This window comes from Micromonospora sp. NPDC005710 (assembly GCF_040630995.1).
Lineage (GTDB): Bacteria > Actinomycetota > Actinomycetes > Mycobacteriales > Micromonosporaceae > Micromonospora.
Genome location: NZ_JBEXYP010000013.1, coordinates 98,611 through 118,910, shown reverse-complemented (window position 1 = coordinate 118,910; position 20,300 = coordinate 98,611). Strand labels below are relative to the sequence as shown.

Genomic DNA, 20,300 nt, shown 5'->3' with positions numbered 1-20,300 from the left:
CCCCCGGCGCGCCCCTGGGACATGCTTGCCCGGCCGCCGTCGCCCGCCTACGGTCGAGATCAGCACGCGTTGATCCGTGAGCGGAAAGCGACGGTACGCCATGCGCGAGGTCGATGTCGCCGTGATCGGGGCCGGTCCGGCCGGCCTCTTCGCCGCGTACTACGCCGGGTTCCGTGGGCTGTCGGTGGCGGTGATCGACGCGTTGCCCGAGCAGGGCGGTCAGGTGACCGCCATGTACCCGGAGAAGCTGATCCTCGACGTCGCCGGCTTCCCCGCCGTCAAGGGCCGCGACCTGGTGGCCAACCTGGTGGCCCAGGCGGCCCCGTTCGATCCGCAGTACCTGCTGGGCACCCGGGCGGAGAAGCTGTCGTACGCCGACGGTCGCCCGGTCCTCGGCCTGGCCGGTGGCGAGCAGCTCGCCTGCGGCGCGATAGTGGTCACCGGTGGGCTCGGCAGCTTCAGCCCCCGTCCGTTGCCGTGCGCCGACGGTGCCCCCGGCTCGGGGATCGTCTACTTCGTAACCCAGCCGACCGAGCTGACCGACCGGGACGTGCTGATCGTCGGCGGCGGCGACTCCGCCTTCGACTGGGCGCTGGCCCTGCAACCGCTGGCCCGGTCGGTGACCCTCGTGCACCGACGGGAAAAGTTCCGGGCCCACGCCTCGACTGTCGCCCGGGTGCTCTCCCTGCCGGTGCGGGTCGTGGTCAACGCCGAGGTCACCAGGCTGCTCGGGGACAGCACGGTGACCGGTGCCGAGGTGACAGTCCGCGGCGGCGCGACCGAGGTGTTGCCGGTGGACGTCGTGGTGGCCGCCCTCGGCTTCACCGCCGACCTGGGCCCTCTCGCCGAGTGGGGGTTACGGCTGGACCGCCGCCACATCCTGGTCGACAGCGCGATGGCCACGAACCTGCCCCGGGTCTTCGCGGCGGGCGACATCACCGAGTACCCGGGCAAGGTCCGGCTGATCGCCACCGGCTTCGGTGAGGCGGCGACGGCTGTCAACAACGCGGCAGTGGCCATCGACCCGAGCGCACACCTCTTCCCCGGCCACTCCTCCGACGGAGGCTGACCGCCGAGCCTCTCGGACCCTGGCCCTCTCGGACCCTGGCCCTCGCTGGCCGCCGTGCGCCCCGGCCCCTGTTCCCGCCGATCTTGCACTTTGTGTTGTCGAATCGCGCCTTAGGGCCGTTATGTCGCAGCACAAACTGCAAGATCGGCGGGGACAGGGCGGGGGCGTGGGGCGCGGGGGTGGGGGCGGGGGTGGGTGGTTAGCGGCGGGCGGGGGGTGCCAGCGCGGCTACCAGCACCGCCACCATTGTCAGCGCCGCACCGAGCAGGGTGTTCACGCCCGGGTGCGAGGCCGCCGTGGGGAGGACCAGGTCCAGCAGGACGGCACCCACGATCTGCCCGGCGATGGTGGCCAGGCCGAGGAGCAGCACACCCGTGAAGCGGACGATCGCGGCGGCGATCGCGATGAACACGATGCCGATCGGCCCGCCCAGGTAGAGCCACGGCTCGGTCGGCAGGTGGCCGCTGGGCAACCCGCGTACCGCGAGGTCGATGGCGAATGCGACGAGCAGGGTGACAGTGCCGACGGCGAAGTTGACGAGCGTGGCGGTCAACGCGCTGTCGGCCGCCGCCCGGACCTGGCCGTTGACGGCCTGCTGCCAGGCGATGCCCACCCCGGCGAGCAGTGGCAGCAGGGCCAGTGCCAGCGCGCCCAGGTCGCCCAGTCGGTCGCCGACAGCCAGGCCGACCGCCAGCACGGTGAGCACCGCACCGGCCAGCCGCTGTCGGGTGACCGGTTGTCGGCCCGTCGGCCCGATCCCGGCCCGGTCCACCAGGAGGCTGCTCCCGGTCTGGCCGGCCACCACCGCCACTGTGAAGACCGCCACGCCCAACGTGCCGATGGTCAGGCCCTGGGTGGCCACCAGGAACGCCCCACACATGCCGCCGAGGCACTGCCAGGGCCGCAGCGTGCCCGCCCGCAGGGCCCGCCGCGTCGCCACCAGCCCCCGCCGGCCACCGGGGGTGGCGGGCACCAGCACCAGCAACACCAGCAGGCCGATGCCGAACGAGATCACCGCGGCGGCGAAACCGTCGTCGAGGCGTACCCCCAGCTCGCCGTTGATGCGCGACTGCACCGCCACCGCGACCCCGGCGATCGACGCCAGCGCGACGCCGGTGATCCGGCGGGCGGCCGACAGAGTCTGCGGGGTCGCCGTGTCGGCGGCCGTCACTCCTGCTCGGCCAGCGGACGACCGTCGAAGTCGACAGCGGAGTAGAGCGCCAGCTTCTCCAACCGGTGGTACGAGTCGATCACCCGGATGGTGCCGCTCTTCGAGCGCATGACGATCGACTGGGTGTACGCGCCGCCCGCCCGGTAGCGCACCCCTCGCAGCAGGTCGCCGGAGGTGACCCCGGTCGCCACGAAGAAGCAGTTGTCGCCGGTAACAAGATCATCGGTGCCGAGCACCCGGTCGAGGTCGTGGCCGGCGGCGATCGCCTTCTCCCGCTCCTGGTCGTCCTGCGGCCAGAGCTTGGCCTGCATCGCACCGCCCATGCACTTCAGCGCGCACGCGGAGATGATGCCCTCCGGTGTGCCGCCGATGCCCATCAACACGTCGACGTCCGACTCGCCCCGGGCCGCCGCGATGGTGCCAGCGATGTCGCCGTCGGAGATGAACCGGATACCCGCCCCGGTCCGGCGGATCTGCGTTACCAGGTCGTCGTGGCGGCTCCGGTCCAACACGCAGACCGTCACCTCGGAGACGTCGGTGCCCTTGACCTTGGCGATCCGGCGCAGGTTTTCCGCCACACCGGCGTTGATGTCGATCACGTCGGCGTAGGCCGGCCCGACGGCGAGCTTCTCCATGTAGAACACGGCGCTGGGGTCGAACATCGCACCCCGCTCGGAGACGGCGAGCACCGCCACGGCGTTCGGCATGCCCTTGCTCATCAGGGTGGTGCCGTCCACCGGGTCGACGGCGACGTCCACCTCTGGGCCGGTGCCGTCACCGACGTGTTCGCCGTTGAAGAGCATCGGGGCGTTGTCCTTCTCGCCCTCGCCGATCACCACCACACCGCGCATCTGGATCGAGTTGATCAGCTTGCGCATCGCGTCGACAGCGGCCCCGTCGCCGCCCTCCTTGTCGCCCCGACCGACCCACCGGCCGGCGGCCATCGCGGCGGCCTCGGTGACCCGGACCAGGTCGAGGGCAAGGTTTCGGTCGAGATCCTGCGGGATCCGCGTCCTGGTGTTCGTCATGACGGCTACTCCTCCTCGCGACGGTGCGGGGACGACCGGCAGCAGGGACACCCCACTGCCGGCTTTGTCGCTGATCCTCACACGATGGCCGACCGGGCGTCGGCGCGGGGCGGTGATGGCCCGGATACCGCCGGTCGGGCGGCTGCGAAGATAACGGGGTGGAACCCGCACAGCCAGCCGACCGCGTACCCGCCGACCGCACTCCGCCCGACGGTCAGCCGCCAGCCGACGCCCCCGCCACTGGAGGCGAACCCGCCGCGACCGACCCGACCCCACCGCCGTCAGCGGTGCCTGGCGAGTCCGAGCGGTCGCAGGCGGTCCCCGGCGAGTCCGAGCGGTCTCCGGCGGTCCCCGGCAGGTCCGAGCGGTCTCCGGCGGTGTCCGGCAAGTCCGAGCGGTCGCCGAAGGACATGGCGATCTCGCTGCTGGTGCTGCTCGTCCCGATCGCGCTCCTGCTGGCGTTCTATCGGGGGTTCCTCGGTGGCGACGAGGCCGCCACAGTCGATCCGGCGCCCGCCATCGAGCAGGCCCGGTCCGCGAACGTCTTCCCGGTGAGTCAGCCGCAGGGGCTCGACGCCGACTGGACGACTGTCAGCGCTCGCTACCAGACCGTCGAGGGCGGTGCGAACCTGCGACTCGGCTACCTCACCCCGGAGGGGCGGGGCGTCCAACTGCTGCAGAGCAACGTCCCGGCGGACCGGCTGCTCCCCACCGAGCTGACCAGTCAGGGCCAGCCGCAGGGCCCCACCGAGCTGGCCGGGCGCACCTGGCAGCTCTACACGGCCCGGGGCAACCAGCAGGCGCTGGTCCTGCTGGAGCCGACCCGTACGGTGATCATCGTCGGCGATGCCCGGGACAACGAACTCCGCGAACTGGCCGGCTCGCTGCGCTGACCGAACCCCTGGTCGATGGCCCGGGGGGCACCGAATCTGGGCAACCGGCCCGAAGGGTGATTGTCCGACGCCTCGACAGGGAACAAAGAGGGAGTGATCCGGGCGCGCTGCTCGGCCCGGGTCGCGCGACGCAGCCGACGGTGCTGCTGCGTCGCCCGGTTTCCGGCGCCGCCCAGGTCGTCGGGTGACCCCCTTGGGAGACACGTATGACTGTTCGACGACTCGGCGCCGGCCTGGTAGCCGCCGCTCTGATCACGCCCGCGCTGGCCGCCTGCGCCAGCGGGACCGGCACCGCCGGATCGACGCCGTCCCCGACGGTGAGCGCCTCCGGTGCGGCGAGCCCGTCCGGTGCGCCGGTGGCGGGTGACGCCAAGCAGGCCCTGCTCGACTCCACCAAGGAGATCAGCAACGGGAACTTCCGGTTCACCCTCGCCGGTGCCGGCTCGACGGCCGAAGGGCTGGTGCACCAGCCGAGCCAGAGCGCGGCCATGAAGATCTCGATCGGTGGCCCCTCGTCCGACCTGGCGATGAAGCTCGACGTGATCCACTTCAAGCCGGACAGCTGGGTCAAGCTGGAGCTGAGTGGCCCGACGGCCAACAGCCTGCCCGCCATCAAGCAGCTCAACCTCGGCAAGTACCAGCACCTCGACCAGACCCGGATCAAGGGCAACCGCAGCCTCGGCTTCGACTTCGAGAAGGTCGACCCGGCCGGCAGCGCGGTGCTCACCCAGGGCATCACCGAGGTCCGCAGCACCGGCACCGGCGCGTACGCCGGCACCATCGACATCACCAAGGCCGCCGAGGCGGGCTCCCTGAACGCTGCGACGATCGCCGCGCTGGGCACCCAGGCGAAGACCGTCCCGTTCACCGCGAAGGTGGACCCGCAGGGCCGGCTCAGCGAGCTGGTGTTGCAGCTCCCGGCCGCCGGGCAGACCGCCGCCCAGGAGGTCAAGATGACGTACTCGGACTACGGTGCCGCCACCGCCGCCCAGAAGCCGCCGGCGGATCAGGTCGTCGAGGCGCCGGCCGAGCTGTACAGCCTGTTCAACTGACGTACCCGGGTGGGGCGGCTCCGGCCGCCCCACCCGGCGGTTCGGTCGCGTCGCGTACCCCAGCGGGTCGGTCCCGTCGCGTCGGGTGCGGTCAGGAAGCCGGCTCCTGCCGGGCCGCGTCGATCCGCGCCCGCGCACCGTCCAGCCAGCGTTGGCAGATCACCGTCAGCGCCTCGCCGCGTTCCCAGAGCGCCAGCGACTCCTCCAGGGACGTGCCGCCGGCTTCCAGCCGCTCCACCACCGAGGCCAGTTCGGCGCGGGCCTGCTCGTAACTGAGCCGCTCGTCCGGCCCGGCCTTCGTGTCGTCAGTCATCGCGTTCATCTCAGCACACCGCGTCCCGCCGCGCCGCGTCGCCACTCAGCCATCGACCGTGGCGGCCAACTCGCCGTCGGCCAGTCGGACCCGCAGCGGGTCGCCCTTGCCGACCTCCGCCGCCGCCCGGACCACGTGGCCGTCCGCGCGCTGCACGATCGCGTACCCCCGGTCGAGGGTGGCGGCGGGGGAGAGGGCACGCAACCGGGCGAGGGTGTGGCGCAGGTCGTCGTCGGCGGCGGCGAGCCGGTGCTCCAGGCAGCGGCCGGCACGCTGGCGCAACGCGGTCAGCTCGGTAGCCCGATGCTCCACCATCACCTGCGGCCGGGCCAGCACCGGACGGGAACGCAGCCCGTCGAGTCGGTGCGTCTCCCGGTCGACGAGGTTGCGGACCGCCCGTTCGAGGCGGTGCCGGGCCTGCCCGATGAGGCGTACCTCCTCGGTGAGGTCGGGGACGACCCGTTTGGCCGCATCGGTCGGGGTGGAGGCGCGGACGTCGGCCACGTAGTCGATCAGCGGGGCGTCCGTCTCGTGGCCGATCGCGCTGACCACCGGCGTACGACAGCCGAACACCGCGCGGCAGAGCGCCTCGTCGGAGAAGGGCAGCAGGTCCTCGATGCCGCCGCCGCCCCGGGCGACGATGATCACGTCGATGCTCGGGTCGGCGTCGAGCACCTTGAGGGCGTCGACGATCTGCGGCACCGCGGACGGGCCCTGCACCGCCACGTTCACCGTCCGGAACTCCACCGCCGGCCACCTCCGTCGGGTGTTCGTCAGCACGTCCCGTTCCGCCGCCGACGCGCGACCGGTGATGAGCCCGATCCGGCCGGGCAGGAACGGCAGCCGACGCTTGCGGGCGCGGTCGAAGAGCCCTTCGGCGGCGAGCAGCTTCTTCAGTTTCTCCAGCCGGGCCAGCAGCTCGCCCAGCCCCACCTGGCGGATCTCGTCGGCCCGCAGGCTCAGCGTGCCCCGGGCGGCGTAGAACTCCGGCTTGGCGTGCAGCACCACGCGGGCACCCTCGCGCAGCTCCGGCGCGCCAGTGTCCAGGACGTCCCGGTTGGTGGTGACGGTCAGGCTCAGGTCGGCCGACGGGTCACGCAGGGTGAGGAAGACAGTGCTGGCACCGGGGCGTCGGCTGATCTGGGCCACCTGCCCGTCCACCCAGACCCAGCCCAGCTTGGCGATCCAGGCCCCCACCTTCTGGCTGACCACCCGTACCGGCCAAGGCTCATCAGCACTGCTGGCCCCGCCGCTCGCCCCGCCGCTCCCCACCCGCCCACCGTCACTCACCCGCCCACCCTACGGACCTCCCCGGTGATCAAGAGGTTTGCGTCAGCGCTTGGCGCGTTTCTGACGCAAACCTCTTGATCACCGAAGGCGTGGGGCGGGGGTTGCGGGGCGGGGGTGGGTTATCGGATGGCACGTACGATGGGGTGGTGACTGAGGCTCAGGCGACTCACCGGACCGGCAAGCGCGTGCTCCTGGCCAAGCCCCGCGGCTACTGCGCGGGTGTCGACCGCGCGGTGCAGACCGTGGAGGAGGCGCTGAAGCTCTACGGCGCCCCGATCTACGTGCGCAAGCAGATCGTGCACAACAAGCACGTGGTGCAGACCCTGGAGGCCCAGGGCGCCATCTTCGTGGAGGAGAACGAGGAGGTGCCGGAGGGCGCCACGGTCATCTTTTCCGCGCACGGCGTGGCGCCGGAGGTCTACGAGCAGGCCAAGGCGCGTTCGCTGAAGGCGATCGACGCGACCTGCCCACTGGTCACGAAGGTGCACCACGAGGCGCGGCGCTTCGCGGCCGAGGACTACGACATTCTGCTCATCGGCCACGAGGGGCACGAAGAGGTCATCGGCACCGCCGGTGAGGCCCCCGCGCACATCCAGCTGGTGGACGGCCCGGACGACGCCGACAAGATCACCGTACGGGATCCGGAGAAGGTGGTCTGGCTCTCCCAGACCACGCTCTCGGTCGACGAGACGCTGGAGACGGTGGCCCGCCTCAAGAAGCGGCTGCCGCTGTTGCAGTCCCCGCCCAGTGACGACATCTGCTACGCCACCTCCAACCGGCAGCACGTGGTCAAGGAGATCGCCGCCGACTGTGACGTGGTGATCGTGGTCGGCTCCACGAACTCGTCCAACTCGGTCCGGCTGGTCGAGGTCGCCCTGGATGCCGGCGCCCGCGCCGGTCACCTCGTCGACTTCGCGCACGAGATCGACGACGCCTGGCTGGAGGGGGCCACGACGGTCGGCCTGACCTCGGGCGCGAGCGTCCCGGACGACCTGGTCCAGGAGGTGCTGGTCCACCTCGCCGCGCGCGGCTTCGCCGACGTCGAGGAGATCACCACCGCCAACGAGCGGCTCACGTTCTCGCTTCCGCAGGAGTTGAAGCGAGACATGAAGGCCGCCGCGGCGCGGGGTTGAGCACGGGAACGAATCGCGCCCGGCGTACGTCAGATTCGGCATGAGAACTCTTCGGCTCGCCGTCCCCGCGCTGGCCGTCTGTGTGGCGCTGAGCGCCTGCGGCAGCCAGGGCGTCGGTGGCGGCACACCCACACCGACACCGACGGGAGCGCAGCCGGTGACCAGCCAGCCCACGCCCGACCCGACCGCCCAGCCGGCGACCGGCACCCCCACCGTGCCTCCCGGGGCGAAGACTCCGAAACCGGGTGGGCCGAGCACGCCACCGGGCGTCGGGGCCACCACACTGAGCGGCACCGTGCAGGGCGGCGTGGAGCCCGGCTGCGTGCTGCTCGACGAGTACCTGCTGCTCGGTGGCCCTCGTGACGTGCTGACGCCCGGCGCGCGGGTCGAGGTCACCGGTCGGGTGGAACCCGGCATGATGACGACCTGCCAGCAGGGCACCCCGTTCGTGGTGGAGAGCGCCCACCGCTCCTGACCACTCACCGCTGACCGACGGGAGCCCGCCCCCGAACGTGGGGACGGGCTCCTGCCGGTGTCACGAGCGGATCAGTTCACTGCCCCGACGGACACGTTGCCGCGACCCACAATCGCACCGTCGGTGGTGACGATCGCCAGTTCACCGGAGAGCTGACGCCCGTCGGCGGGAACGGCCACCGCCGTCACCGTGCCGGTGATGGTGGCCGACTCGCCGTGCATCAGCGGCACCGCGACGGCCGGAGCGGTGATCGTGCCCAGCGACGCGGACGCGAAGGCGTCGTAGTAGTCGTAGGCGGTGCTGGTCCCCGGCCCGTCGACCCCGTACGGCTCCACCACGACCCGGTAGGTGCCGGCCGGCGGGTTGGTGAGCGTGACCGCCTCCTCCGAGTCACCGTCGGCGGCCCGGCCGACCTCGGTGGTGCCCCGGAAGACGAACAGGTCCAGGTCGGCGCCCGCGTTCGCGGGGTTGCCGATCCGGGCGGTGAACGTCGACGTACCCGCCGGGATCTCGACGGTCCACTCCTGGTTGGGACCGCCCTCGGTGATGGTCGGACGTTCGGTCCGCACACCCGTCAGCGCGCCGCTGCGGCCGCTCACCGACACCGGGCCGAAGGCGTTGGTGACAGTCCAGCTCACCGGGGTCGGCTCGCCGGCCTCGACACTGGGCAGCTCGACGAGCGCCGGCTCGACAGTCAGGCCCTGCACCCGCGCCTGGAGCTTGAACGGGTTGTTCAGCGCCGGGGACGTGCGCCGCGACTCCACCTCGATCTCCCAGACCCCGGGAAGCGGGTTCTGGTAGTCACGCTCCTGCGGCTTGCAGACGTTGACGTCGGAGAAGTTGGTGTAGCAGACGGTGCTCGTGGTGGCCTCCACCGGCACACCGAGCGGGTTGATCGCGATGAAGCGGGTCTGCGAACCGGAGGCGATCCCGGAGAGGTTCACCTGGAGCGCCTTGGCGCCCTCCGGCACGGTGACGAAGTACGACGTGAAGCCGTTGCGGTCGACCGAGCCCTCGTTGGCGTACGAGAAGGTGGGCTTCTTGACGTCGTTGGACGCCACCACGACCGCGGACACCTCGAAGTCGACCACGTTCGTGGCCGGGTCGTCGATCCGCACTATCGTGCCGTGCGCGCCCTCGGTGGTCGGCTTGGCGGTGACGTTCACTGTGACGGCCTTGTTGAGCGGCAACGCGACGGTCTTCGGTGCCTTGAAGGTGCCGTCGTCGCCCTGGAGCGTGACGTCGTGCTTGATGGTGCCGGCCGGCCCGCTGGTGCGGGTCAGCTTGACCGGGTAGGTCTTGCTCTGGCCGACCTTGTGACCGCCCTCGGACGAGGTGCAGCGGTTGTAGACGCCGGTGCCCCGACCCGGGTTCGGCACGAACTTCACACCGTTCCAGATGGTCAGCTGGTCCGCCAGGGGGCTGCAGACCGGCGCGTCGGAGACGTACGACCGGGTTTCGACGCCCTGGCGCAGCAGTTGCCAGGCGCCCGGCACGTTGACCATGCCGTAGCCCTGCGCGTACGTCGGCACGTCAGCGATCGGCTTGGCGGAGCTGAACAGGGCCCGCCGCAGTGCCGCCGGGGTGACGCCCCGGTCGGTGGCCCTGGCGGCCGACAGCAGCAGCGCGCCGGCACCGGCGGTCTGCGGGGACGCCATCGAGGTGCCGTTCAGCATCGCGTAGCCCGGGGGCAGCGCGTATCCGGCCTCGGGGACCGGGGCGCCGAGCTGCCAGGTCGGTGCGGTGGAGATGGCCGAGCCCGGGGCGGCGATGTTCGGCTTGAAGCCGCCGTCCTCGCGGGGGCCACGGGACGAGAAGTTGAACAGGGCGTTCTTCTTCCTGACGACCGAGCCGTAGTTGGCCAGCCAGGTGTCCTTGCTGATGTTCGCGGCAACGCTGATCACGTTGCTGGCCACCGACGGGTCGCCGACGGTGTTGAGACCCGGGCCGGAGTTGCCGGCCGAGATGACCAACTGCACGCCGTACGTCTCGATCAGTTCGTTGTAGAGGTTCGTCCGCGCGTTGTTGCCGTCGTTCAGGCCCGGGAGGCCACCGATCGACATGTTGACGATGTTGACGCCACGGTTGGCCACCAGGTCGATCATGCCGGTGGTGAGGGCCGCTGCGGTGCAGCCGCCGCCCCAGGAGCAGGCGCGGGCGGAGACCAGCTTGGCGCCGGGCGCGGCACCGTCGAAGGCACCGTTGCCGAGCATGTCGTTGGCGGCGGTGATGCCGGCGACGTGGGTGCCGTGGGTGCTCTCGACGATGCCGATGTTGACGTAGTCGTAGGTGCCGGGCAGCCCGATCGGCGTGGTGTTCACGTTCTTGCGGAACTCGACCACGAAGGGCTGCCGCTCGGCCACCGGCGTCGCCGGGTTGTCGGTACCGAAGTAGCCGATGTCGTACTTCTCCTTGTACGGCCGCATGATCGGGTCGTCGGTGAAGTTGAGGTTCTGGTTGGCGTCCACCCGGATGTTGTTGGTGGCCGGGTCGAAGAGCACACCCCAGGTGTCGGTCGTGTCGCCGTCGCGGTTGACGTCACCCCGGGCGTCGCTCGCGGCGGTGACGGACTCGCTGAACAGGTTGAACCGGTACGTGCCGGCCGGCGCCGTCCAGGTGCCGCCGGCGATGGTGAACGACGGGCCGGTGACCTCGGCCTGCATCCGCCGCCAGGTGGCGTCCTCCAGCGGGTCGGTAGCGGTGACCCAGTCGACGATCTTGCGCTCGCCGGTGGTGGTCTGCTGCAACGCCGGGTGAGCCAGGTCCACACCGGAGTCCATGATGCCGATCGTGACGCCCCGACCGTCCCACTCGGGGTGGGCCGCGGTGAACGCCACAGCGCCGGTCTCGTTCGTCGGCAGGTAGGGGTTGTCGGCCGGTGTGGTCGCTCCGGGCGCCGCGACGGCGGCCTGCTGCGCGCCGGCGGTGCCGGTGGGGGTGCGCTCCGGGGTCGGGTCCGGCAGGTGGATGACCTCGTCCAGGTCGACGGCCGAGACTCCGGGCAGCCGCGCCGCCGTGAGAACCCGGTCGGTCGGAACCTTGGCCAGCACGAAACCGACCCGGTCCTGTCGCTGGCTGACCGTGCCGCCGAGCTTCGTGAGGCTGTCGGCGACGTCCCCTGCCTCGCCCTTCTCGGTGGCGACGATCAGGGTGACGGTCGGGGCCAACTTGGCGCGGGCTTCGCTGAGCAGTTTGGCGTCGTGGGCGCCAAGCGTCTCGGCGGCGGTGGCCGGAGAAGCGTCAGTGGTGGCGGGAGCGGCGGCCGCGGTGGCGGCACCACCTCCGGCGGTCACGGCGCTCGCGGCCAGGACCGACGCGAAGAGCGCGGCCGAGGTACGCCGGCTCAGGTTTCGGAGTCTGCTCACGTTCTCTTTACCTCCAGAGAACAGGGCGCCCTCAGAGAAGGGCGCTCGGGTGAGCAGAATCTTTCGGGGTATCGATGAGCACTGTCACTACTGGTCAGTCCCTTGTGACCACTTCGTGACATGCAGCTATACGTACTGTCACATGATTGGTGAGCGGGTCGGGACCCCGCCGTCGGCCGGATCGGCCAGCTCGGGTGCCTGCGGCTGCCGGGGCGTCAACTCGACCTGGGCCGGAGTGGCCAACTCGTCGTCCGAGACACCCAACTCGGCGAGCTTGCGGGCGCTGACCAGCACCCGGGCCTCCAACGAGCCCACCGCCCGGTTGTAGGCGGTCACCGCACCGGCCAGCGACGACCCGAGCTTGCCCACGTGGTCGCCCAGTGTGGACAGCCGGCCGTACAGCTCGCGGGCGAGGGTGTGCACCGCGAGCGCGTTGCGGGCCAGTGCCTCCTGCCGCCACGAGTAGGCGACGGTGCGCAGCAGGGCGACGAGCGTGGCCGGCGTGGCGAGCACCACGTTGCGGGTGAAGGCGTGCTCCAGCAGCGTCGGGTCCCGCTGGAGGGCGACGTCGAGGAACGGGTCGGCGGGGACGAACAGCACCACGAACTCGGGCGAGTTGTCGAACGCCGACCAGTACGACTTGGCGGCCAGCGCGTCGACGTGCCTCCGCAGGTGCCGCGCGTGCGCGTCGAGGTGGGTGTCCCGGCCGCGCTCGTCGCGGGACTCCATGGCCGTCAGGTACGCGTCGAAGGGGGCCTTCGCGTCCACCACCACCGAGCGGCCACCGTGCAGTCGTACCACCAGATCCGGTCGGACGACCTGCTGGTCGGTGGCGGCGGTGACCTGCTCGGAGAAGTCGCAGTGCTCCAGCATGCCGGCGGCCTCGACGATCCGACGCAGCTGGTGCTCGCCCCACCGGCCCCGCACCTGCGGTGCGCGCAGCGCCGCCACCAACTGCTTGGTCTCGGTGCGCAGCTCACCCGAGACCATGCTCATCGAGCGGACCTGCTCCCGCAGCTCGGCGTACGCGTCGACTCGGTCGTGCTCCAGCTCGGCCACCCGCTGCTCGTAGCGGCGCAGGGTGTCGTGCAGCGGCGCTACCGCCCGGGCCACCGCCTCCTGGGACTGCGCGGTGGCCTCGTAGCTCAGCGCCCGCATGGACTGTTCCAGGCGGCCCTCGCCCTCCCGGGTGGCGGCCAGCGTCGCATCCAGGCGGGCGATGTCGGCCGCCGACCGGGACCGGGCCGCGAACCAGCCCAGCGCCCCGCCGGCACCGAGGCACACGAGCACCAGGAGCACTGTCGAGACGTCCATCACCGGAGCTTGCCAGACGGATACGACGTGACACCCGGGGGTACGTTCGATGGTATGGAACTTGTGCTCTGCCTTGCCGTGGTGCTGGTCGGCGCGTTGGGCGCCGCGGCGCTCGTCCGCTCCCAGGCCGGTGCCCGTCGGCGCACCGAGCTCGGCGACGCCCGCGCGGAGGCGCAGCGGTGGTACGAGCGCCTCGGCGGCCAGTTGATGAACCTGCAGGGCGACGAGCCGGCCGTCCGTCAGGCGCTGGCCGACGCCGGCGAGCGGTACAACGCGGCGGGCTCCCAGCTGGAGCAGGCGTCCACGCCGCACCAGTTCGGGCTGGCCCGGGAGACCGCGCTCGAGGGTTTGGCGTACATCCGGGCGGCGCGTACCGCGCTGGGCATCGACCCGGGCCCCGAGCTGCCGACCCTCGCCGCCGCCCGCGGCGTGGGGCAGCTCACCAAGGAACGCGCTGTCGACGTGCAGGGGCAGACCTTCCGGGCCGGGCCGCAGCCCGGCCGGGAAACGCCCTACTACTACCCCGGTGGGCGTTACCAGGGCCGACCGGTGCCCGCGGGCTGGTACTCGACGCCCTGGTGGAAGACGGCGCTGGGCGCCGGCGCCGGTGTGCTCGGCGGCATCCTGATCGCCGACGCGCTCTTCTCGCCGGCGTTCGCCGACCCCGGGTACGGCTACGACGCCGGCTACCAGGAGGGCTTCGGTGACGGTGTCGACCAGGGCGGTGACGGCGGCGATCAGGGCGGCGGCGATCAGGGCGGCGACTTCGGCGGCGGTGACCAGGGTGGGGACTTCGGCGGCGGCGACTACGCCGGTGGGGACTTCGGCGGCGGTGACTTCGGTGGTGGCGGCTTCGGCGGCGGTGACTTCGGGGGCGGTGACTTCGGCGGCGGCGACTTCTGACCGCCGCACACGGACCAACGACAGCGGGCCCCGGTCGCGACGACCGGGGCCCGTTCTCGTACGTGTCGATCAGCCGGTGTTGCGCATCCCGGCGGCGATGCCGTTGACGGTGGTCAGCAGCGCGCGTTCCAGTGCGGTGCCGTCACTCGGTGCCCGTCGGCCACCCGGGGCGGTGGCGATCGCCCGCCCGGCGGCACCCGACTCCCGGTACTGCCGCAGCAGCGCCACCTGGAGGTGGTGCAGCGGCTCCAGGTAGGTGTCGCGGACGGCGAGCGTGCGCTGGAGCACCGGCGAGTTCTCCAGCAGGGCCGGTGCGGCGGTGATCGCCAGCACCTCCCGCTTGGTCAGCTCGTACTCCTGCTCGATCTGCTCGAAGATCGGGTGCAGCTTCTTCGGCACGAGCGTCTCGACGTACCGGCGGGCGATGCTCAGGTCGGTCTTGGTCACCATCATCTCGACGTTCGACAGGAACGTGCGGAAGAAGTGCCAGTTGCGGTGCATCTCGGCCAGCACGTCCGCCAGCCCGGCCTCCCGGGCGGCGGCCAACCCGGAGCCGACGCCGAACCAGCCCGGAACGATCTGCCGGGTCTGCGTCCAGCCGAACACCCACGGGATGGCCCGCAGCCCGGACAGCCCGGCGCCGGTGTTCGGCCGCTTCGCCGGACGGGAGCCGATGTTGAGCGCACCGAGCAGCTCGGTGGGGGTGGACGCCCAGAAGTACGCCGGCAGGTCCGGGTCCTCGACGAGGGTCCGGTACGACCGGAACGCCGACTCGGAGACCACGTCCATCGTCGCGTCCCAGCGCTCCAACATCTCGGCCGGCTGCCGGGGTGCGGTGTGCAACAGGGTCGCCTGGAGCACCGCGGCCAGGGTCAGCTCCAGGTTCTCCCGGGCCAGCGAGGGCAGGGTGTACTTGTCGGAGATCACCTCGCCCTGCTCGGTCACCTTGATCGCGCCGTCCATGGTGCCGTACGGCTGCGCCAGGATCGCCTCGTGCGTCGGCCCGCCGCCGCGCCCGACAGTGCCGCCTCGGCCGTGGAACAGCCGCAGGTGCACCCCGTGCCGCGCGGCCACGTCGCGCAGCGCGCGCTGCGCCCGGTGGATCGACCACTGGCTGGTGGTGATGCCGGCTTCCTTGTTCGAGTCGGAGTAGCCGAGCATGACCTCCTGCACGTCACCCCGGGCCGTCACCAGCGCCCGGTACGCGGGCAGCGACAGCAACTCGTCGAGGAGTTCGCCGCCGGCGTTCAGCTCGGCCGGCGTCTCCAGGAGCGGTACGAAGCCGATCCGGGCCCGCCCGCTGTGCACGTCCACCAGGCCGGCCTCGCGGGCCAGCACCACGGCGGCCAGCACGTCGTCGACACCCAGGGTCATCGAGATGATGTACGACTCGATCACCTCGCTGCCGAACCGGTCCTGTGCCTCCCGGATCGTCCCGAACACGTCGAACGTCTTGCGGGCCGGCTCGGACAACGAGGTGTCCAGAGCCGACAGGGGTCGGCGGCCGGTCAGCTCGTCGGCGAGCAGCTTGGTGCGTTCCAGCCGGGTCAGCGCCGGATAGTCGGAGACCTCGCCGACCGCCTCGTAGAGCTGTGCGAGCACCGCGTGGTGCGCCTCGGCGTGCTCCCGGACGTCCATGGTCGCCAGGTGCAGGCCGAACGCGGAGACCGTACGGATGGTGGAGGCCAACCGGCCGACAGCGGTGAGCTGCCCGGAGTTGCGGGCCAGCGAGGCACGCAGCAGGTCCAGGTCGGCGATCAGCTCGGCGGAGCCAAGGTAGTCCCGGCCGGGCACGTGGGCGGTGCCCTGGCGCAACCGGAGCCGGGTGTTGGCAAGCTTCGCCTTCACGCAGCGCGCCTTGAGCCGGTACGGCTCCTCGGCGTTGACGCGGCGGAAGCGCTGCGCCACCTCGGGCAGCGCGTCCAGGTCGGCGGCGAGGCTGGCGGAGAGGTCAAGGGACACCCCGCGCAGTCGGCGGGACACCGACACCTCGTTGATGAGGTGGTCCATCGCCTTCTCGGTGGCCGCGATGCCGTGCTCGTGCTGGATGGTCAGCACCTCGCGGGTGACCGCCGGGGTGACGAACGGGTTGCCGTCGCGGTCGCCACCGATCCAGGTGCCGAAGCTCAACGGCCGGGCCGTCGGGGAGGTCTCCACCCCGAGCGTGCGCAACGTGTCAGCCAGGTCGTCGAGCACCTGCGGGGCGGCCTCGGCGTACAGGTCCCGCAGGTAGTAGATGGCGTTGCGGGCCTCGTCGGTCGGGTCCGGCCGGTCCAGTCGCAGCTCGTCGGTCTGCCACATCAGGTCCAGCAACTCGGCCAACCGACGGTTGGCAGGGCCCTCGTCGCTGGCGCCGTAGAGGATCGCGTTGGCGGTCTCGGTGTCCAGTTCGTCGGCGATCGCCCGCAGCTTGGACAGGATCGAACGTCGCGCCGCCTCGGTCGGGTGCGCGGTGAAGACCGGTCGCACCGCCAGCCGGCGGGCCGCGTTGGCGATCTCCTCGGCCGGCACCCCCCGCTCGGCGATCATCTTGGCGGCCTGGTCCAGCCAACCGCCCTGCACCGCGCGACGGCGGCGCAGGTCCCGAGCACGGTGCACCTGCTCGGTGATGTTGGCCAGGTGGAAGTAGGTGGAGAAGGCGCGGGCCAGCTTGGTGCCGGTGGTCACGTCCAGCCCGCCGAGGCGCTGGGCGGCCGCCGGAGCGTCCGAGCGGACCTGGGCGCGGATCTCCTCGACGAGGTCGAGCAGCGGGCGCCCCTCCTGGCGGGCCAGGGTCTGGCCGAGCAGGGTGCCGAGTCGCCGGATGTCGGCGCGCAGTGCGGCGTCCGGGCCGTCGTGGTCGTGCTGGTCGGTCACGATGCGCTCCCTTACGTGGGTACGAAGGACAGCGCTGTCCGACTTACTGGATGGTATCCGCGCGGACCGGATGTCTGGAGGGCCCCCTGGTGATCCACTGCCCCGGGGAGGGTGTTTTCGGGGGTGATCTCAACCACCGTCGCGGTCCGGCGCGGGGGCGGAGCGGGTCGTCCCGGGGCCGTCCCGGGTCGTTCCGGGATGGGAGGTGCCGGCCCGGCGACCGCGGACCAGGCTCGCGCCGACCAACCCGAACGCGCCGATCACCGTCCAGATCCCGAGGGCCGCAGCCGGCCAGCCGGCCGACCGCCAGTCGAAGTACACCGCCGCCTTGGTCAGGTCGTTGGCGAGCCCGGGGATGTTCCACCGGTGCATGCTCCGCAGCACCCCCGGCAGGAACTCGGGCGCGTAGATGCCGCCGGATCCTGGGTTGCCGAGCACGACGAGCAGCAGGATGACGAGCGCGGTACCCGCCACGCCGAGCCAGCCCTGGACGGCGCTCGCGAACATGGCGGCGGCGAAGACGGCAAGCGCCCCGATGGCGGCGATCGTCGGCACGTCGTGGTGCCAGATGTCCAGGACGGGTCCGACCACCACCGCGCCGGCGATGCCGAGGAGCACGCTGTACACCGCCAGCGCGGCGATCCGAAGCCCGGCCCGACGCGCCGTGCGCGGGGTGGTGCCGGCTGATATCCCGAGCACCGTCGAGGCGAGGTAGCCGCCGAGCACGTACCCCACGTTCAGGTAGAAGGGCACCACTCCGCGCGGGTCGGCCGGGGTGACCGGCACCTCGTCGACGATCTGCAGAGGGGTGCCGGTGCGGCCGGTGGCGGTGCCGAGGACCTCCTTGATCGCGCTGGTGGCGGAGGGGCCGGAGGCGCTGGCCACGGTGAGGAGCAGGCCGTTGCCTCCTCCGGTGCTGAGCACCGCGTACACCGCGCGGCTGAGCAGGCCGTCCTCGGCGGCGCCCGGGTCGTCGTACTCGACGGGTTTGAGGATCGTGGTCTGAGCCCGCACGGCGTCGAGCGTCGCCCGGGCGCGTTGGTCGCCGGAGACGACGCCGATCGGCAGGTCGCGGGGTGTGGGGTTGTGCAACGCCCCGACATAGGCCGCGATGAACGCCGTGGCCAGCACGAAGGTGCCGAGGAGCAGTCCGATGCTGCGCGGTGCCCAGTCGCGGGCCGCGCCGTGCGACTTTTTGTCCACGTCCGTAGCCTATGGTCCCTTTTGTGGACCGCAGGGCGGAAACCAGCTCGGCAAGCTCGGGCTGCCGCCGACCGGGACCGACAATCGTCGGGTTCTCGCGGCCCTGCGGAACCTCCTCGTCCGCTGGCTGACGCGTCGCTGTCCGCTCGGCGCAACGAAGGACCCGCCGGTTTGAGCAATTTTCTTCAAGACGGCGGGGACGCGGCGACCTGAGGATGGTTCATGTCAACCGGAATCAGCCGACGAAGACGGGCAGCGGAGCGGGGTACGCGGACCTTTTCGGGGAGGCCCGACGCCCCGGCCGAGCGCGCAGGTGGCCCGAGCCGGGGAGGTCGCGCAGGTGAGACGCGTGACCTCCCCCAGGATCACTCCGCGTGCGGTGACGCCGATCCGATCGGGCCTCCGTCGACCGAGGTGAGCAGCCGGCGCAGCCGGGCCGGCGGATGACCCACCTGCTCCCGGACCACCCGGGTCAGGTGCGCCTGGTCGGCGAAGCCGTAGTCGGTGGCGAGCGCACCGAGCGGACGGCCATCGGGCTCGGCGAGGGTGTCCAGCACCTCCCGCACCCGTAGCCGGTTCCGGTAGGCGGTCAGGCTGCTTCCGGTCATCCGCTGGAACACCCGGCTGAGATGGTGCGGGGAGCTGCCGACCTCGCGGGCGACCTCGTCCAGCCCGAGGGTGAAGCTGGAGTTCGCCAGCACCTCCCGAGCGCGGTCGGCCAACCGGCGGTGCGCTGCCAGCGTTGCCGGTCGCCGACGGACGGCCCGATCGACCTCCGCGCCCACGTCGTCGGTGGTGAGAGGGCTCTGGTGCAGCAGACGAGTCAGGAAGCGGTGCAGCCGTTCGGCCATCTCGAACCCGTCCAGCCCGCGCCGGAAGTCGGCCACCAGTAGTCGGTGCGCCAGGTCCAGTGCGGCGTCCGAGGTCCCGGCCCAACCGCTCCGGTCCACCCAGCTCTCCGCGTCCCTCCGGTCCGCCAACACGGCCGGATCGATCTCGATGCAGGTGTACGAGTCGCCACAGCCGAACGGGTGTGCCACTGCCATCTCGTCGCCGGGGCGGGTGAGCAGCACGGATGTGGCATCGGAGAACTCGACCGCGCCGTTGAGCCGACGGCGGTACACCCCGGACCGCCCCAAGATGACCTTGTGGCGGTCCTCGCCGACGGACTCCGTCCAGCCGTGGTTCTCCACGATGCACCGCGCCTGATAGATCAGGATCCGGTCCGGGTGTCCCAACACCCGCCATTGGGCGGGCGTCGTGCGACGACGCGGATCACTGCCAACTCCCTCGGCGGGCATCAGAGGTTGGCGATGGCGAAGGCCCGGACCGGGAAGGTGCCCATCCCGGCCACCATCGGCGGGGCCGCGGTGAACCGGAACCCGCTCGGCGGCAACGCGTCCAGACCGGTCAGGTGCTCCACGATCGGGATGCCGGCGGCGAGCAGCGTGCTGTGCGCGGGGCGTACGCCGGCGGCCGCCGGGCTCATGTCGTCGATGTTGATCGAGTCGATGCCGACCAGGGCGGCCCCCGCGTCGACAAGCGCCTGCGCGGCATCCCCGGTGAGGTACGGCGCTTCCGGCGCGCCGTACCGCTCGGTGCCGAAGTGCGCGTCCCACCCGGTGTGCAGCAGCACCGCCCGGCCGGCCACCTCGTACGGGGCCAGCATGAGCCGGTCCACCGCTCGGGTGCCGGCCGGCACCCGGACCACCACCCCGGGCAGGTCGGCCACACGGTCCAGCGGCATCCCGGTCAGGTCGTCCCGACCGGCCCAGCGGTGCGCGGGTGTGTCCAGGTACGTGCCGGTGTTGGCGATCAGATCGATCCGGGCCACGTGGAACTCGGTGCCCGGGGCGTACCGCTCGCGGGATGCCGCGAAGGTCAGCCAGTCGGTGATCCGGGGGCCAGGCCAGCCGGGCAGGGTGGTCATCCCGTCAGTGATCACGTGGCTCAACTCGACCAGCCTGCGGCCGGGCGTTGGCTGGTCGACGGCCACACCCCGGCCGCCCTTGTACGGCTCCTCGATGATCGTCCTGGCGCTGATCCGCACGTCGGCGACCATCAGCAGCCCGAGGTGCCGGACGAACAACGCCGCCAGGTCGTCGTCGCTGATGTCCCGACCGGGAATGTCCAGCCGGAACCCCTCGGTACGCAGCCCGCCGCCGTTGGCGAAGCTCACCTCCGCGTCGAACTGTGCCCGCCACTGCTCACCCATCCCGAAACCCGACCACGGAA

General features: G+C 71.6%; 16 protein-coding genes. 6 read left to right on the top strand and 10 right to left on the bottom strand.

The features are described from left to right. The first annotated feature begins 100 nt into the window (after positions 1-100). Positions 101-1,069, top strand: a complete 969-nt coding sequence (locus tag ABZ406_RS19135) for an NAD(P)/FAD-dependent oxidoreductase (RefSeq protein WP_357763357.1) — start codon at positions 101-103, stop codon at positions 1,067-1,069. Between the two features lie 199 nt (positions 1,070-1,268). On the opposite strand, the gene ABZ406_RS19130 is transcribed toward ABZ406_RS19135, so the two are convergent. Both ABZ406_RS19130 and glpX read right to left on the bottom strand, forming a co-directional pair. Further along, positions 1,269-2,240 carry a DMT family transporter gene (locus tag ABZ406_RS19130; protein WP_357763137.1) on the bottom strand — a complete coding sequence of 324 codons (972 nt, stop codon included), beginning with the start codon at positions 2,238-2,240 and terminating at the stop codon, positions 1,269-1,271. After that, complete coding sequence (gene glpX / locus ABZ406_RS19125; RefSeq protein WP_357763134.1) at positions 2,237-3,268, bottom strand: class II fructose-bisphosphatase; 1,032 nt, start codon at positions 3,266-3,268, stop codon at positions 2,237-2,239. The genes ABZ406_RS19130 and glpX overlap by 4 nt, the downstream gene beginning before the upstream one ends. Before the next feature lie 158 nt (positions 3,269-3,426). On the opposite strand from glpX, the gene ABZ406_RS19120 reads away from it, so the two are divergent. Together ABZ406_RS19120 and ABZ406_RS19115 are read left to right on the top strand one after the other, a co-directional pair. After that, on the top strand, positions 3,427-4,161 hold the full coding sequence (locus ABZ406_RS19120) for a DUF4245 domain-containing protein (protein ID WP_357763131.1): 735 nt from the start codon (positions 3,427-3,429) through the stop codon (positions 4,159-4,161). Between the two features lie 206 nt (positions 4,162-4,367). Next, a complete protein-coding gene (locus ABZ406_RS19115; protein WP_357763128.1) occupies positions 4,368-5,213 on the top strand; it encodes a hypothetical protein in 846 nt (281 codons plus the stop codon). A gap of 91 nt (positions 5,214-5,304) precedes the next feature. Here the strand turns inward: ABZ406_RS19115 and ABZ406_RS19110 are convergent, their stop codons facing one another. Both ABZ406_RS19110 and xseA read right to left on the bottom strand, forming a co-directional pair. Beyond that, a complete protein-coding gene (locus ABZ406_RS19110; RefSeq protein WP_357763125.1) occupies positions 5,305-5,526 on the bottom strand; it encodes an exodeoxyribonuclease VII small subunit in 222 nt (73 codons plus the stop codon). 45 nt (positions 5,527-5,571) lie between these two features. Then, positions 5,572-6,816 (bottom strand): exodeoxyribonuclease VII large subunit, encoded by a 1,245-nt coding sequence (xseA, locus tag ABZ406_RS19105; RefSeq protein WP_357763122.1) that lies wholly within the window; start codon positions 6,814-6,816, stop codon positions 5,572-5,574. Between the two features lie 146 nt (positions 6,817-6,962). Here xseA and ABZ406_RS19100 point away from each other — a divergent pair, with 146 nt between their 5' ends. Next, a complete protein-coding gene (locus ABZ406_RS19100) occupies positions 6,963-7,949 on the top strand; it encodes a 4-hydroxy-3-methylbut-2-enyl diphosphate reductase (RefSeq protein WP_124770510.1) in 987 nt (328 codons plus the stop codon). A 40-nt stretch (positions 7,950-7,989) separates the two neighbouring features. Continuing rightward, on the top strand, positions 7,990-8,424 hold the full coding sequence (locus ABZ406_RS19095) for a hypothetical protein (RefSeq protein WP_357763119.1): 435 nt from the start codon (positions 7,990-7,992) through the stop codon (positions 8,422-8,424). A 71-nt stretch (positions 8,425-8,495) separates the two neighbouring features. On the opposite strand, the gene ABZ406_RS19090 is transcribed toward ABZ406_RS19095, so the two are convergent. Together ABZ406_RS19090 and ABZ406_RS19085 are read right to left on the bottom strand one after the other, a co-directional pair. After that, positions 8,496-11,789, bottom strand: a complete 3,294-nt coding sequence (locus ABZ406_RS19090) for a S8 family serine peptidase (RefSeq protein ID WP_357763116.1) — start codon at positions 11,787-11,789, stop codon at positions 8,496-8,498. A 138-nt stretch (positions 11,790-11,927) separates the two neighbouring features. Further along, a complete protein-coding gene (locus ABZ406_RS19085; protein WP_357763113.1) occupies positions 11,928-13,103 on the bottom strand; it encodes a DNA recombination protein RmuC in 1,176 nt (391 codons plus the stop codon). Between the two features lie 54 nt (positions 13,104-13,157). Between ABZ406_RS19085 and ABZ406_RS19080 the strand changes: the two genes are divergently transcribed. Next, the gene (locus tag ABZ406_RS19080) at positions 13,158-14,006 is read left to right on the top strand and encodes a hypothetical protein (RefSeq protein ID WP_357763110.1); all 849 of its coding nucleotides are present in this window, start codon (positions 13,158-13,160) and stop codon (positions 14,004-14,006) included. 69 nt (positions 14,007-14,075) lie between these two features. Here ABZ406_RS19080 and ppc read toward each other — a convergent pair whose 3' ends face one another. The 4 genes from ppc to ABZ406_RS19060 form a co-directional block, all read right to left on the bottom strand. Continuing rightward, positions 14,076-16,862: a phosphoenolpyruvate carboxylase gene (ppc, locus tag ABZ406_RS19075; protein ID WP_357763107.1), complete on the bottom strand. Its 2,787-nt coding sequence runs from the start codon at positions 16,860-16,862 to the stop codon at positions 14,076-14,078. 129 nt (positions 16,863-16,991) lie between these two features. Next, complete coding sequence (locus ABZ406_RS19070; RefSeq protein ID WP_357763104.1) at positions 16,992-18,065, bottom strand: hypothetical protein; 1,074 nt, start codon at positions 18,063-18,065, stop codon at positions 16,992-16,994. A gap of 365 nt (positions 18,066-18,430) precedes the next feature. Continuing rightward, a complete protein-coding gene (locus tag ABZ406_RS19065) occupies positions 18,431-19,303 on the bottom strand; it encodes an AraC family transcriptional regulator (protein ID WP_357763101.1) in 873 nt (290 codons plus the stop codon). Positions 19,304-19,365: 62 nt separating this feature from the next. Next, complete coding sequence (locus ABZ406_RS19060; protein ID WP_357763098.1) at positions 19,366-20,280, bottom strand: cyclase family protein; 915 nt, start codon at positions 20,278-20,280, stop codon at positions 19,366-19,368. Positions 20,281-20,300 lie beyond the last annotated feature (20 nt).

What these genes read in the sequence shown, in the direction of transcription:
- ABZ406_RS19135 (WP_357763357.1), top strand. Translation starts at nt 101, where the DNA reads ATGCGCGAGGTCGATGTCGCCGTGATCGGGGCCGGTCCGGCCGGCCTC.
- ABZ406_RS19095 (WP_357763119.1), top strand. Translation starts at nt 7,990, where the DNA reads ATGAGAACTCTTCGGCTCGCCGTCCCCGCGCTGGCCGTCTGTGTGGCG.
- ABZ406_RS19060 (WP_357763098.1), bottom strand. Translation starts at nt 20,280, where the DNA reads ATGGGTGAGCAGTGGCGGGCACAGTTCGACGCGGAGGTGAGCTTCGCC.
- ABZ406_RS19115 (WP_357763128.1), top strand. Translation starts at nt 4,368, where the DNA reads ATGACTGTTCGACGACTCGGCGCCGGCCTGGTAGCCGCCGCTCTGATC.
- ABZ406_RS19110 (WP_357763125.1), bottom strand. Translation starts at nt 5,526, where the DNA reads ATGACTGACGACACGAAGGCCGGGCCGGACGAGCGGCTCAGTTACGAG.
- glpX (WP_357763134.1), bottom strand. Translation starts at nt 3,268, where the DNA reads ATGACGAACACCAGGACGCGGATCCCGCAGGATCTCGACCGAAACCTT.
- ABZ406_RS19080 (WP_357763110.1), top strand. Translation starts at nt 13,158, where the DNA reads ATGGAACTTGTGCTCTGCCTTGCCGTGGTGCTGGTCGGCGCGTTGGGC.
- ABZ406_RS19085 (WP_357763113.1), bottom strand. Translation starts at nt 13,103, where the DNA reads ATGGACGTCTCGACAGTGCTCCTGGTGCTCGTGTGCCTCGGTGCCGGC.